Origin of the sequence: Streptomyces caniferus, assembly GCF_009811555.1 — a bacterium.
Lineage (GTDB): Bacteria > Actinomycetota > Actinomycetes > Streptomycetales > Streptomycetaceae > Streptomyces > Streptomyces caniferus.
In genome coordinates this window covers 3,423,386-3,436,062 of sequence record NZ_BLIN01000005.1, presented here as the reverse complement: position 1 = coordinate 3,436,062, position 12,677 = coordinate 3,423,386, and the positions used below count along the sequence as shown (strand labels likewise).

General features: G+C 71.6%; 10 protein-coding genes. 6 read left to right on the top strand and 4 right to left on the bottom strand.

Going from position 1 to position 12,677, the window contains the following annotated elements; all coding sequences use genetic code 11:
* Window positions 1-9: 9 nt before the first annotated feature.
* Genes Scani_RS31510 through Scani_RS31495 form a run of 4 tightly spaced genes read right to left on the bottom strand, consistent with a single transcriptional unit; the run spans window position 10 to window position 4,486 of the window.
* On the bottom strand, window positions 10-975 hold the full coding sequence (locus Scani_RS31510) for an AAA family ATPase (RefSeq protein WP_159481157.1): 966 nt from the start codon (window positions 973-975) through the stop codon (window positions 10-12).
* Complete coding sequence (locus tag Scani_RS31505) at window positions 956-2,191, bottom strand: DUF4350 domain-containing protein (protein ID WP_159481156.1); 1,236 nt, start codon at window positions 2,189-2,191, stop codon at window positions 956-958. The genes Scani_RS31510 and Scani_RS31505 overlap by 20 nt, the downstream gene beginning before the upstream one ends.
* A complete protein-coding gene (locus Scani_RS31500) occupies window positions 2,188-2,862 on the bottom strand; it encodes a DUF4129 domain-containing protein (RefSeq protein ID WP_159481155.1) in 675 nt (224 codons plus the stop codon). Before Scani_RS31500 ends, Scani_RS31505 begins: the two co-directional genes overlap by 4 nt.
* A gap of 22 nt (window positions 2,863-2,884) precedes the next feature.
* The gene (locus tag Scani_RS31495) at window positions 2,885-4,486 is read right to left on the bottom strand and encodes a DUF7847 domain-containing protein (protein WP_159481154.1); all 1,602 of its coding nucleotides are present in this window, start codon (window positions 4,484-4,486) and stop codon (window positions 2,885-2,887) included.
* A gap of 152 nt (window positions 4,487-4,638) precedes the next feature.
* On the opposite strand from Scani_RS31495, the gene mtnA reads away from it, so the two are divergent.
* The 6 genes from mtnA to hpf all read left to right on the top strand — a co-directional run bounded on the left by mtnA (window position 4,639) and on the right by hpf (window position 12,577).
* Entirely contained in the window at window positions 4,639-5,805 is a 1,167-nt protein-coding gene (mtnA, locus tag Scani_RS31490) for an S-methyl-5-thioribose-1-phosphate isomerase (protein WP_159481153.1), read from the top strand.
* Window positions 5,802-6,479, top strand: a complete 678-nt coding sequence (gene mtrA, locus Scani_RS31485; protein WP_159481152.1) for a two-component system response regulator MtrA — start codon at window positions 5,802-5,804, stop codon at window positions 6,477-6,479. The genes mtnA and mtrA overlap by 4 nt, the downstream gene beginning before the upstream one ends.
* Before the next feature lies 1 nt (window position 6,480).
* Window positions 6,481-8,595 (top strand): MtrAB system histidine kinase MtrB, encoded by a 2,115-nt coding sequence (gene mtrB / locus Scani_RS31480; RefSeq protein WP_371872399.1) that lies wholly within the window; start codon window positions 6,481-6,483, stop codon window positions 8,593-8,595.
* A complete protein-coding gene (locus tag Scani_RS31475; RefSeq protein WP_246296258.1) occupies window positions 8,585-10,468 on the top strand; it encodes an LpqB family beta-propeller domain-containing protein in 1,884 nt (627 codons plus the stop codon). The genes mtrB and Scani_RS31475 overlap by 11 nt, the downstream gene beginning before the upstream one ends.
* Before the next feature lie 397 nt (window positions 10,469-10,865).
* Window positions 10,866-11,594, top strand: a complete 729-nt coding sequence (locus Scani_RS31470; protein ID WP_159481150.1) for a ComF family protein — start codon at window positions 10,866-10,868, stop codon at window positions 11,592-11,594.
* 293 nt (window positions 11,595-11,887) lie between these two features.
* Entirely contained in the window at window positions 11,888-12,577 is a 690-nt protein-coding gene (hpf, locus tag Scani_RS31465; protein WP_159481149.1) for a ribosome hibernation-promoting factor, HPF/YfiA family, read from the top strand.
* Window positions 12,578-12,677 lie beyond the last annotated feature (100 nt).

Here is a 12,677-nt window from a genome sequence, read left to right as displayed (position 1 = left end):
GGTGTCGTCTCAGCGGGGGACGGGGAGATGAGCGAGAACGGCGTTGATCACGGAGTCTGCGGTGACTCCTTCCATCTCCGCTTCGGGGCGGAGCTGGACGCGGTGGCGGAGCGTGGGAAGGGCAAGGGCCTTGACGTCGTCGGGGGTGACATAGTCGCGGCCGGTGAGCCAGGCCCAGGCCCGTGATGTGGAGAGCAGAGCAGTGGCGCCTCGGGGGGAGACGCCGAGAGAGAGGGAGGGGGAATCACGGGTGGCACGGCAGATATCGACGATATAGCCGGTGACTTCGGGGGAGACGGCGGTCTTGGCGACCGCGTCCCGGGCAGCGTCGAGGTCGGCGGTCGAGGCAACGGGGCGCAGCCCTGCGGCGCCGAGGTCGCGAGGGCTGAAGCCGGACGCGTGGCGCGTGAGGATGTCTATCTCGTCCTGGCGGGCGGGAAGCGGCACCGTCAGCTTCAGCAGGAAGCGGTCGAGCTGAGCCTCGGGAAGCGGGTAGGTGCCCTCGTATTCCACGGGGTTCTGGGTGGCGGCGACCAGGAACGGCTCGGGGAGGGGACGGGCCGTGCCGTCGACGGTGACCTGCCGCTCTTCCATTGCCTCGAGCAGGGATGCCTGGGTCTTCGGAGGCGTGCGGTTGATCTCGTCGGCCAGCAGGAGGTTGGTGAAGACGGGCCCTGGCTGGAAGGAGAACTCTGCGCTGCGGCTGTCGTAGACCAGTGAGCCGGTGATATCGCTCGGCATCAGATCGGGGGTGAACTGGACGCGCTTGGTGTCGAGTTCGAGGGCGGCCGACAGGGCGCGGACGAGCAGGGTCTTGGCGACGCCGGGGGCGCCTTCGAGGAGCACATGACCGCGGCAGAGGAGCGCGACGACCAGCCCGGTGACGGCGGGGTCCTGGCCTACGACGGCCTTGGCTATCTCGGTGCGCAGGTCCTCTAGGGAGGTTCGGGCGCTGTCAGCGGTCGGGGTGCTCACGGGGGGCGTGCCTCTCTTGGGAAACGATCGAGGATTCGAGTGCGTCGAGTTGGTCGGCCAAGTGCACCAAGGCTCTGTCATCCGCGGGAGCCGGTCCGAAGAGCAGGGCACGGAGGTCTGTGTCGGCGCCGGGGGCGGAGGCCAAGTGGGCGTGGACGGCGGGCAGAAGGACGTCGGCGCTGTGGGCGTGTGCTGCGGACACTCCGATGAGGGGGGCGAGCCGTGTGCGGGTCGCGGAGCGCAGCACGGCGGAGGCCCGGTCGCGGGCGTTGGCCTGCTCGTAGAGGCGGGCGTGGCCTTCGGTGGTCTCGGCGGCCGGGACGGTGACGGGGAGCCTTTCCGCGACCAAGGGGCCGAGGCGGCGGGCGCGCCACAGGGCCGCGAACGCGGCGGCAAAGACGAGTTGGAGCAGGGCCCAGCGCCAGCCCGAGGGGATGAGGTCGAGGAAGCCGCGCTGGTTGTCCTGAGCGGATGACGGGTCGCTCACGGAGGGGAGGTACCAGACCAGATGCTTGTGAGTACCGAGGAGTTGGAGGGCGAGCGAGGCGTTGCCGTGCTCGGCGAGATGGTGGTTGTAGAGGAGGTCGCCGGAGCCGAGGAGCACGGTGTCGCGACCGCTGTCGGAGGCCGGCAGGCGCAGCAGGGTGGGCCGGCCGCCACCGGGGTAACAGCGATCGGCTCCGCCGGCGGCGGTGACGTAGCGGAGGCCGCCGAGGAGGGCACTGCCCGCGCGGCGGGCGTCGGGCAGCGAACAGGCGGGCCGGCGTACCGAGATACGTGCCGGGGGCTCCATCCGGACGCCGGGGGTGAAGGTTGCGAGGGTCGCCGTACCAGGGGCAAGCAGGACGGTGCGGCCGGAAGTGTGGGCGGTCGCGGTGTGCAGGCCCGTCAGCTGATCCTGCGTCAGTACGTCGGGGTCGGTGACCAGAAGGGTGGTGTCGGGGCCGGCCGCGGCAGCTGCCTCTTCGGAGGTGGTCACGACCTGGGTGGAGACCCCGTGGGAGGAGAGGAGCCGGGTGAGGGCCCGGCTCCCGGTCCGGTCGGCGGAGCGGGGGTCGAGCCGTCCGTGCTGTTCGCCGGACTGCAGGGCCGCGAGGATCACACCGCTGACGACGAGCAGGAGAAGCGCGAGCAGCGGGCCGCGGGACCGGGCCCACGGACCACGAGTGGTGGGCGCGGGCGTGGGGGCGGGGGCGGCCTGGGCGGTCGTCGTCATCCGCGGCTCCTGGTCGGGGTGGTGGCCAGGTCCGGCTTGGCGTGCTGCAGGTCGGTGTCGAGGGCGGTCAGGAGGGTGTACGCCTCTTCGGTTCCGGGGCGGCCGCCGTATGTGACGTCGTCGAAGGTGCGGGCCGCGGTACGGAGCCGGTCGGCATGCGCGGGGAATGCCCGGCCGGCTTCGGTTGAGGCTTCGTCAGCGGTGCGGCCCGGGCCGGGGGTGAGCAGGGTGCGCTCCTCCAGGGCGAGGACGAGGGCGCGCATGCGGTCCTGGATCGCCTGGTTCCAGCGGCCCTCGGCGGCGTGCCGGTCGGCTGCGGAGCGGTGTTCGGCGGCGGTGCGGGGTGCTTCGGCGAAGAGTGCGCCGCTCGTGGTCGGAGTGCGGCGCACCGCACCGAGCCGCAGCCGGAGGGCGATGAGCAGCAGAACGACGGACGCGGCGATGGCGAGGAGCCCGATCCAGCCGCCCGGTGTGGTGCCGGCGGCCGCGCTGAAGAGTTCGCCGATGCGTTCCCAGAGCCAATCCAGGGCTTGCTGGATCGGGTTGGGGTCGTGCTGGTGGTACCGCGGGTCGGACAGTTCGCGCTCGGCCGCCTCGCGGGCGGGGACGCGCGGAGTCCTCACCGGTATGTCGTCGTCGGAGCGCGCCATGAGGCGTCCGAGCGCGGTCATGTTCCCCCCTCTGGTCACCGCATCAGCTTCCCGGCGCGGCGTCGTCGGGGCGTTGCCCGGGGCCGTCGGCGGGCGTGGTGCCGGTGGCAGTGGCGTCCGTGGGCGCGGCGCTGCTGGTGGCCGTGGTGCCTGCCTCGGGGGCGTTCGCGTCGGTGCTTTCCTGCGAGGGGCCGTTCGACGGGCCGTCTGTGCCGGGGCCGTCCGGAGTGGAGTGGTCCGTCTCGGCTCGGTCCGCAGAGACGTCAGCGGGGGCCGGAGCGCCTGCCGTTGGCGCGTGGGCGGCGGGCGTGGCCGGGGGCGTGCTGGGAGTGTCGGTGCCGTAGCCGGGGAGGCCCGCGGCGCGGGCGAGTTCGAGGTCGAGTGCCTCGCGGCGGATGCGCTGGTCCACGTACAGGAGCGCGGTGACGCCGGCGGTGATCGGGAAGGTGATGGTGGAGCTGATGACGGCTCCGATGCCCAGCACGATCAGGAACGACCAGCCGGTGGTGTTGCTGGTGCCGTTCGCCCAGGTCATGAGGCTCTCGCCGCCGATGAGGAAGGCGATGATGGTGGCCGGGATCTGGATGATGAACTCGACGATGCCCACCAGGAGAAAAGCGAGGAGCTGAACCCCCAGTACGCGCCACCAACTGCCCCGTACGAGCTTCGCGGAGCGGCGCATGGCGGGGATGACGCCCTGCTTCTCCAGCATCAGGGCCGGGGAGGCGAGGCTGTAGCGGACGCCCAGCCAGAGACTCACCACGCAGGCAGCGAGCCCGCCGAGCAGAGTAAGGAGCAGGTCCGCTTCCAGCGTGCCGGTGCGGGTGGCGGCGAGGATCAGGCCGGGAGCGACGCCGACCGCCACTATCGCCATGATGAGCAGGGGCAGCAGGACGAGCAGGCCGAGGAGGCGCGGGAGCTGGGTGCGCGCATCGCGCCAGGCCTCCCCTGCGGTCACCGAGCGGCCCAGGACGGCACGGCTGACGACCATGGTCAGGAGCCCGGTGACGACGAGGGTGGCGAGCAGCCCGATCGCCGAGGTGATGCCGCTGGCGGCGAGCGAATTGCCCATCTCTTGCAGGGCTTCGCGGAGGGGCGGGACGTTCTCGCTCGCAGGGGAGGGTGCGCGGCCGGAGCCCTGGAACCAGATGCCGGTGACGGCGGTGATGGCGGTCTGGGCGACGATCGCGACGATCAGCGAGATGCCGAGGACCGTGCGCCAGTGGGCGCGCATGGTGGCGACCGCACCGTCGAGGATCTCGCCGACGGCGAGCGGGCGCAGCGGAATGACGCCGGGCTTGGCGGCCTGCGGCCCCGGTGCCCAGGCGCCGCCCCACGGGGGCTGACTGCCGGGGGGACCACCCCAGTGACCGGGCTGTCCGGCCCAACCGGGGCCGGTCGACGAGGCACGGGCACGGTCGCCGGCCCTGCCCTGGCCGCTGCTCCCGTGGGGGCCGCCCTGGCTGGGGATGCCGGTGGGGGCCGACCACTGGCCGGCGGGCGGCTGTTCCTTGGACCAGTTCGGTGGGGGCGACTGCTCGCCGGAGCCGGACTGGCTGTCCTGCGGGGGCTGCTCCTGAGTGCCGCGGCCCGGCTCTTCGGAGGGAGAGGATCCGGGCGAGGCCCAGCCCGGAGAGTTGTTCATCGTCGCTCCTTCTTGCTGCCCGTCCGCCGGGGCGGCCGGGGTCCGGGGTCCGCGGTGGCAGTCATCGTGTCATGGCCGTCGACGTTGTGTACCGGTGCCCGGAGTGCGAGGGGACCTTCTGCTGGAGGGGCGATCGGCGGCAGACTGAACGGATGGGCGATCAGTACGAGGTATCCGAGGCGGGCGTCGCGGCGCTCACCATTCCGTCGTTGCGCTGGGAGGAGCCGCCCGAGGGACCCGTGGTGGTCCTCCTTGATCAGACCCGGCTGCCGGCCGAGGAGGTGGAGCTCGTCTGTACGGACGTCCCGGCGCTGGTGCAGGCGATCCGGACGCTGGCCGTGCGCGGGGCGCCGCTGCTGGGTATCGCCGGTGCCTATGGCGTCGCGCTGGCGGCGGTCCGGGGCTTCGACGTGGACGAGGCGGTGGAGGCGCTGGCGCAGGCCCGGCCGACCGCGGTCAATCTGGGCTACGGCGTACGGCGGGCGGCTGCCGCGTACCGCGCCGCGGCGCCCGGCGGGCCCGATGCCCAGGCGGCAGCGGCGCTGGCCGAGGCGCGCGCCGTGCATGCGGAGGACATCGAGGCCAGCGCACGGATGGCGGAACACGGGCTGGCGCTGCTGGGCGAGCTGCTGCCGGGCGGCGGCCACCGGATCCTCACGCACTGCAACTCCGGCGCCCTGGTGTCCGGGGGCGAGGGCACCGCCCTGGCGGTGGCGCTGGCGGCGCACCGGGCCGGTGAGCTGCGCCGCCTCTGGGTGGACGAGACGCGGCCGCTGCTGCAGGGGGCGCGGCTGACCGCCTACGAGGCGGCGAGGACGGGTATGGCGTACACCGTGCTCCCGGACGGTGCGGCAGGGTCGCTGTTCGCCGGGGGTGAGGTGGATGCGGTGCTGATCGGCGCGGACCGGATCGCGGCGGACGGATCGGTGGCGAACAAGGTCGGCAGCTATCCACTGGCGGTACTGGCGCGGTACCACCACGTTCCGTTCGTGGTGGTGGCCCCGACCAGCACGGTGGATCTGGAGACCGAGGAGGGGTCGGACATCGAGGTGGAGCAGCGGCCGGGCCAGGAAGTGACGGAGTTCTCGTTGCCGTACGCGCAGGGGCCCGGGGCGGAGGCGGGCACCGGCATACCGGTGGCCCCGCTGGGCGCACAGGCCTACAACCCGGCCTTCGACGTCACTCCGGCGGAGCTGGTGACGGCGATCGTCACGGAAGCCGGAGTGGTGTCGCCGGTGACCCGGAACGGGCTGGCAGAGGTGTGTTCCACGTCACGATGGAGTAAGTCACGATCAGGTAATGGGATGATGGCCGAATGAAGGGACGCGTCCTGGTCGTCGACGACGACACCGCACTGGCAGAGATGCTCGGCATCGTGCTGCGCGGCGAAGGCTTTGAACCGTCGTTTGTGTCGGACGGTGACAAGGCCCTTGCGGCCTTCCGCGAGACCAAGCCCGATCTTGTACTGCTCGACCTGATGCTGCCGGGCCGGGACGGTATCGAGGTGTGCCGGCTGATCCGGGCCGAGTCCGGCGTGCCGATCGTCATGCTGACCGCCAAGAGCGACACGGTGGATGTGGTGGTCGGGCTCGAATCGGGCGCGGACGACTACATCGTCAAGCCGTTCAAGCCCAAGGAGCTGGTGGCCCGTATCCGGGCGCGGCTGCGGCGTTCGGAGGAGCCGACGCCGGAGCAGCTGGCGATCGGTGACCTGGTCATCGACGTGGCCGGCCACTCGGTGAAGCGCGAGGGGCACTCGATCGCGCTGACCCCCCTGGAGTTCGATCTGCTGGTGGCGCTGGCGCGCAAGCCGTGGCAGGTGTTCACGCGTGAGGTGCTGCTCGAGCAGGTCTGGGGCTACCGGCACGCCGCCGACACGCGGCTGGTCAACGTCCATGTGCAGCGGCTGCGCTCCAAGGTCGAGAAGGACCCGGAGCGGCCGGAGATCGTGGTGACCGTGCGCGGGGTCGGCTACAAGGCCGGGCCCAGCTGAGATGACCCGGGACGGTTCGGCCCCGGAGGGAAAGCGGGGGCGCACCGTCGACCCGGCGGGTGATATGTCCTTTTCCGGGAGGGTGTCCGCCTGGTTGCTGCGCGGTGGGCAGCTGCTGCCCGACGGCGCGGTGAGCGGGCCGGTCCACCCTCTGCTCCGGCTCTTCAGTCGCTGGGTGCGGCGGCCGCTGCTGCCCGCCCTGCGACTGTGGCGGCGCAATATCCAGCTGCGTGTGGTGGCGACCACGCTGCTGATGTCGCTGGCCGTGGTGCTGCTGCTCGGTGTCGTGGTCGTCGGGCAGGTCCGTAACGGCCTGCTCACGGCCAAGGCGCAGGCCGCGCAGAGCCAGGCCGTGGGCGGCTTCAGCGTCGCCCAGAAGATGGCCGACGGCGCCGACGACACCCGGCCCGACGACACCGCGCGTACCGGCAACCGCGGCACCCAGGACTCCGCGACCTGGCTGACCGGCCTGGTCGAGCAGCTCGCCAGCGGCGGGCAGGGCGTCTTCTCCGTCGTGGCGCTCAGCTCCGACTCCGACGAACCGTTCGGTGACTCCAGTCCCGGTACCCGCGGTCCGCGCGCCTCCGGCGATGTTGATCCCGAGCGGAGCGTGCCCCCCGAGCTGCGGCGGAAGCTGGAGACCAAGTCCGGGACGTTCCGCCAGTACACCGAGATCAAGCGCATCGGGTCGGACGACGGCGTATCGGCGCTGATCATCGGCAAGCGGCTCAACGATGTGAACAGCAACCAGTACCAGCTCTACTACCTCTTCCCGTTCACCCAGGAAGAGGAGTCGCTCAAGTTGGTGACGGGGACGCTGGCGACGGCCGGGGTGTTCGTGGTGATCCTGCTCGGCGCGATCGCCTGGCTGGTGGTCCGGCAGGTCGTCACGCCCGTACGGATGGCCGCGGGGATCTCCGAGCGGCTGGCCGCCGGCCTCCTCCAGGAGCGGATGAAGGTCACCGGCGAGGACGACATCGCCCGGCTCGGCGAGTCCTTCAACAAGATGGCGCAGAACCTCCAGGTCAAGATCCAGCAGCTGGAGGAGCTGTCCCGGATGCAGCGTCGCTTCGTCTCCGATGTCTCGCACGAGCTGCGTACGCCGCTGACGACCGTACGGATGGCGGCCGATGTCATCCATGACGCGCGGGACGAGTTCGATCCCGCCACCGCGCGCTCCGCCGAACTGCTGTGGGGCCAGCTCGACCGTTTCGAGTCCCTGCTCGCGGAGCTGCTGGAGATCAGCCGGTTCGATGCCGGGGCGGCCGCGCTGGAGGCCGAGCCGATCGATCTGCGCGATGTGGTGCACCGCGTCATCGAGGGCGCCGAGCCGCTCGCCGAGCGCAAGGGCACCCGGATAGTGGTGCGCGGCGCCGAGCAGCCCGTGATCGCCGAGGCCGACACCCGCCGGGTGGAGCGCATACTGCGCAATCTCGTCGTCAACGCAGTCGAGCACGGCGAGGGCCGCGACGTGGTGGTGCGGCTGGCGTCCGCGGGCAGCCGGAGCGGCGGTGCGGTGGCCGTGGCGGTGCGCGACTACGGCGTCGGCCTCAAGCCCGGCGAGGCCGCCCGGGTCTTCAACCGTTTCTGGCGTGCGGACCCGGCCCGGGCCCGCACGACCGGCGGTACGGGGCTGGGCCTGTCCATCGCCGTCGAGGACGCCCGGCTGCACGGCGGCTGGCTGCAGGCCTGGGGCGAACCGGGCGGCGGCTCGCAGTTCCGGCTGACGCTGCCCCGTACGGCCGGGGAGACGCTGCGCGGGTCCCCGATCCCCCTGGAGCCGGAGGACTCGCGACGCCACCGCGGACTGGACGAGACGGGGCAGCCACGAGCCGGAGCGGAGCGCAAGGCGTCCACGATCCCGGTGCAGACGCGTGCCTCGCAGGCGGACGACGTGGCAGCCCCCGTTCCGGAGCCGAAGGTGTCCTGGCCGGCGGCCGACCCGACGGCACTGCCCGGCAACGGTGCCCGTGTGGTGCCGCACAGCGGTGGCGTACGGAGCGAAGAGGCGGCGCGCGGCGAGAGCGTGCGCACTGATGAGCCGCTCCCTGAGAGCGGGGCCGAGCAGGAAGCCGGGCGGGGCGTGGAGCGGGAAGGCGGGCTGCGTGGAAACTGAGCGCGGAGGCGAGCGCGGGGAGGGGACCGGGTCCCGTACGCGTGCCCGCAGGGGAGCCGGGCCGGCGCGGAAGTTCCTGCTGCTCGGCTGTGCGGCGGCGCTGCTGGCCGGGTGTGCGTCGATGCCCGACAGCGGGGAGGTCACGGCGGTCGACCAGTCGCCGCGCTCCGAGGGCGAGTCGCAGGTACGGGTCTACGGAGTTCCTCCGCAGGACGGTGCGCAGCCGACCAACATCGTGCGCAGCTTCCTCGACGCCACGACCAGTGACGAGGCGGATTTCCGTACGGCCACGCAGTACCTGGCCAAGTCGGCGAAGCGGACCTGGCGGCCGTTCCAGGTCACCAACGTGCTCCAGGAGCGCCCGAAGCCCGAACCGAAGTCGCTGCCCAACCGGGAGGACTCGAACGGCTACACGGTCGCCCTGTCGGGCAGTCAGGTGGCAGCGGTGGACGACAGCCACGCCTACACCCCCGAGGAGAAGCCGTACCGCCAGACGATCCACCTCATCAAGGAGGGCGGACAGTGGCGCATCGACCGGCTGCCCAACGGGCTGGTGCTCGGGCTGTCCGACTTCCAGCGCATCTATCGCTCCGTCAACAAGTACTACTTCGCGTCCTACAACTCGGAGTCGGGGGAGCCGAAGGCGGGCCGGAACGTGCTCGTCGCGGATCCGGTGTATCTGCGGCAGCGAATAAAGCCGATCACGGCCAGCGTGGAGGCGCTGCTGTCCGGGCCCACCGACTGGCTGAACCACGTGACGACGTCGGCCTTCCCGTCCGGCACCCGGCTTGCCGCGCATGATCTGGCGCTGGACGACTCCAACGCGCTGCGGGTCAAGCTCAGCAAGGGCGCGGTGAACACCGACACGGCCCAGTGCAAGCAGATGGCGGCTCAGCTCTTCTTCACCGTCCAGGACATGACGCGGGCTTCGAAGATCAGCGAGGTGGAGCTCCAGGACGACAGCGGCTACTCGCTGTGTTCGCTGTCCCAGGAGCAGGCCCAGCGCGACTTCGCCCCGTCCCCGCCCGTCGGGGGCTCGGGCAAGGAGTACTTCATCGACGCCGACCAGAAGGTCGTCGGCATGTCGGATTCGGCCACCGAACCGATGCCGGTGCGCGGGCCGTTCGGTACGGGCAAGACGCCGCTGCGCTCGGTCGCCATCTCGCGCGGCGAGGACACCGCGGCCGGTGTGTCGAGCGACGGCCGGTCCCTGTATGTGGCCGCCATGGAGGACGGCATCCAACGCGGTGACCCGCTGCTGACCAGTACGGGTTCGGCCAAGAACCCCGACATGGGGCTGACGGCGCCGAGCTGGGACGGTCTGGGCGATCTGTGGATCGCGGACCGCGACGCGCACGGCTCGCGGCTGCTGCGGCTGCGCGAGGGCAAGGGCGCCCCCGAAAAGGTGGAGGTACCGGGACTCGGCGGACGGCGGATCAAGGCGATCAAGGTGGCCGCGGACGGCATCCGGATCGCGGTCCTGGTGGAGGACAAGGGCCGTACGACGCTGCAGCTGGGCCGGGTCGAGCGCGACGGAAGTTCGGCGCACCCGGAGCTCTCGGTACAGGAACTGCGGCCGATCGCACCCCAGTTGGAGGACGTGGTGGCCGCGTCCTGGGCGGGCGGCAGCCGGCTGGTGGTCGTCGGGCGGGAGTCCGGCGGAGTCCAGCAGATGCAGTTCATGGAGACCGACGGCTCGGCGTCCAACGCGCAGACCCTGCCCGGCGTCAACGGCGTCATCGCGGTGGCCGCCTCGGAGGACGAGACCAGGCCGTTGATCGCGGATGCCACGGAGGGCATTGTGCGGCTGCCTCCGGACGCGAACTGGAAGACCGTGGCGAAGGACGGGACGGCGCCGGTCTATCCGGGGTGAGCGGGGAACGGTGTCCGCGGCCGGCCATCGGTAGCCGTTGATCGGGGGCCGACGGCCGGTGATCGACGGCTGGTGGCTGGGGAATGCGGAGGGGCGGCAGCCTCCCGGCGTCGAGGGCCGGGGCCGGGCGGACGCCGGGCCGCGGCGGCGTGCGGTGATCCGGTCTGCCGTGCTGTTTTCGTACCCGCTGACCTGCAGGTCAGCGGGCTTCCTGGATCCCATGGATCCGTAGCCCGTAGCCCGTAGCCGGGCAGCCTCCCGAGCCCCACGGCTCCGCAGCTCAGCAGTCCCGCCACTCCGTGCGTCCGCAGGTCCGTGCGTCCGGAGGTCCCCAGGTCCGCCGCCATGGTTATCCACAGGGGTGGTGGCCGGGCGTGGACGGCGGGACAGTGGAGACATGCAGGGGGTGTGGCGCGAACTGGCCGGTCTGGTGCTGCCGGTCGACTGTGCGGGATGCGGTCGGCCGCGTACGGAGCTGTGTGCGGAGTGTCGCCGGGCACTGGCGCGGGACGGGTGCGGGGCGCGGCGGGTGCGGCCGTGGCCGAGTCCGGCGGGCCTGCCCCGGGTGTGGGCCGGGGCTCCTTACGCCGACGAGGTGCGGGCCGTGCTGCTGGCCCACAAGGAGCGGGGTGCGCTGCGATTGGCCGGCCCGCTGGGGGAGGTGCTGGCCGGGGCCGTACGGGGGCTGAGACCCGGCGGCGGTCCCCATCTGCTGGTGCCGGTGCCCTCGGCCAGGAGGGCCGTGGCCGGGCGGGGCCATGATCCGGTGCGCAGGACGGCGCTGGCCGCGGCCCGGGAGCTGCGGCGGTCGGGCGTGGGCGCCCGGGTGCTCGCGGTGGTGCGACAGCGTCGTGCGGTGTCCGACCAGGCGGGGCTGAGCGCCCGGCAGCGGCTGGCGAATGTCGCAGGTGCGCTGGAGGTGCGGGGTGCTGCCGGGAGGCTGCTGACGGGGCGGTCAGTGGTGCTGGTGGACGACCTGGTGACGACGGGGGCCACGCTCGCCGAGGCGTCCCGGGTGGTCACGGCGGCCGGTGGCCGGGTGATCGGGGCCGCGGTGGTGGCCGCGCCCCGCAGTGCTTTCGCCGTCGGGGGTGAAGCGACGGTGCGACTACCACATGGTCCGTAGGGGAGGAGGAAAAGTCACCCAAATGGAGCCGAGGGCTCCGAGGGGGTGCCGACATCCGTCCGAGAGAGCTATGTTCGGTTGTGAGGACTTGGCGGGTGTTTTGCCTCGAATGTCGCGATGAATGCGTTCAGGGGCGTTTGCAGCGACCCTGAAATCGGGGGAGTGGAGAGCTTGTCGTCGGGGGAGGAGGAGGTGAAAGTCGCCAAGTCCGAGGCTTCGGCAACCACCGGAGCCTGGTGCAAGAAGGAATTGCTTCGCTGGAAGAGCGGAGCGATCCGGGAACGGAGTTCTGCGTGGACATCGTCGTCAAGGGCCGCAAGACAGAGGTGCCCGAGCGGTTCCGCAAGCACGTGGCCGAGAAGCTGAAGCTGGACAAAGTCCAGAAGCTCGACGCCAAGGTGATCAGCCTGGACGTCGAGGTGTCCAAGGAGCCCAACCCGCGGCAGGCCGACCGTTCCGACCGAGTGGAGATCACCCTCCACTCCCGTGGTCCGGTGGTCCGGGCCGAGGCCGCCGCCGCCGATCCGTACGCCGCGCTGGATCTGGCCACCGCGAAGCTCGAGGCGCGGCTGCGGAAGCAGCACGACAAGCGCTACTCGCGTCGCGGCAACGGCCGCATCCCGGCGAGTGAAGTCGCGGTCAGCGTGCCGGACGCCGCGAGCCTGAACACCAACGGCGAACTGGCCGCGGAGACGGCCGGCCAGACGGTGCCGACCACGAAGATGGGATGCATCGACGTCCAGGGCGAAGGGCCCCTGGTCGTCCGCGAGAAGACTCACTCGGCCGCGCCGATGCTGCTCGACCAGGCGCTCAACGAGATGGAGTTGGTCGGGCACGACTTCTACCTCTTCGTCGACGCCGACACCAAGCTGCCGAGCGTGGTCTACCGGCGGCACGCCTATGACTACGGCGTCATTCACTTGAACCCCGACATGTTCGGGGGAGAGGAGCCCGGCGGCGCAGGCGGCGCGCTGGGCGGCTGAACCCCATCCGCTCGGTGCCCCCGGCGTACGCCGGGGGCACCATCGTGCCCGGAGGAGGCAGGAGTTGAAGCCGTATAGTGTTTGTGCCGGCCAGGGAGTA

What these genes read in the sequence shown, in the direction of transcription:
- Scani_RS31500 (WP_159481155.1), bottom strand. Translation starts at nt 2,862, where the DNA reads ATGACCGCGCTCGGACGCCTCATGGCGCGCTCCGACGACGACATACCG.
- Scani_RS31505 (WP_159481156.1), bottom strand. Translation starts at nt 2,191, where the DNA reads ATGACGACGACCGCCCAGGCCGCCCCCGCCCCCACGCCCGCGCCCACC.
- mtrA (WP_159481152.1), top strand. Translation starts at nt 5,802, where the DNA reads ATGAAGGGACGCGTCCTGGTCGTCGACGACGACACCGCACTGGCAGAG.
- Scani_RS31495 (WP_159481154.1), bottom strand. Translation starts at nt 4,486, where the DNA reads ATGAACAACTCTCCGGGCTGGGCCTCGCCCGGATCCTCTCCCTCCGAA.
- mtnA (WP_159481153.1), top strand. Translation starts at nt 4,639, where the DNA reads ATGGGCGATCAGTACGAGGTATCCGAGGCGGGCGTCGCGGCGCTCACC.
- Scani_RS31470 (WP_159481150.1), top strand. Translation starts at nt 10,866, where the DNA reads ATGCAGGGGGTGTGGCGCGAACTGGCCGGTCTGGTGCTGCCGGTCGAC.
- mtrB (WP_371872399.1), top strand. Translation starts at nt 6,481, where the DNA reads ATGACCCGGGACGGTTCGGCCCCGGAGGGAAAGCGGGGGCGCACCGTC.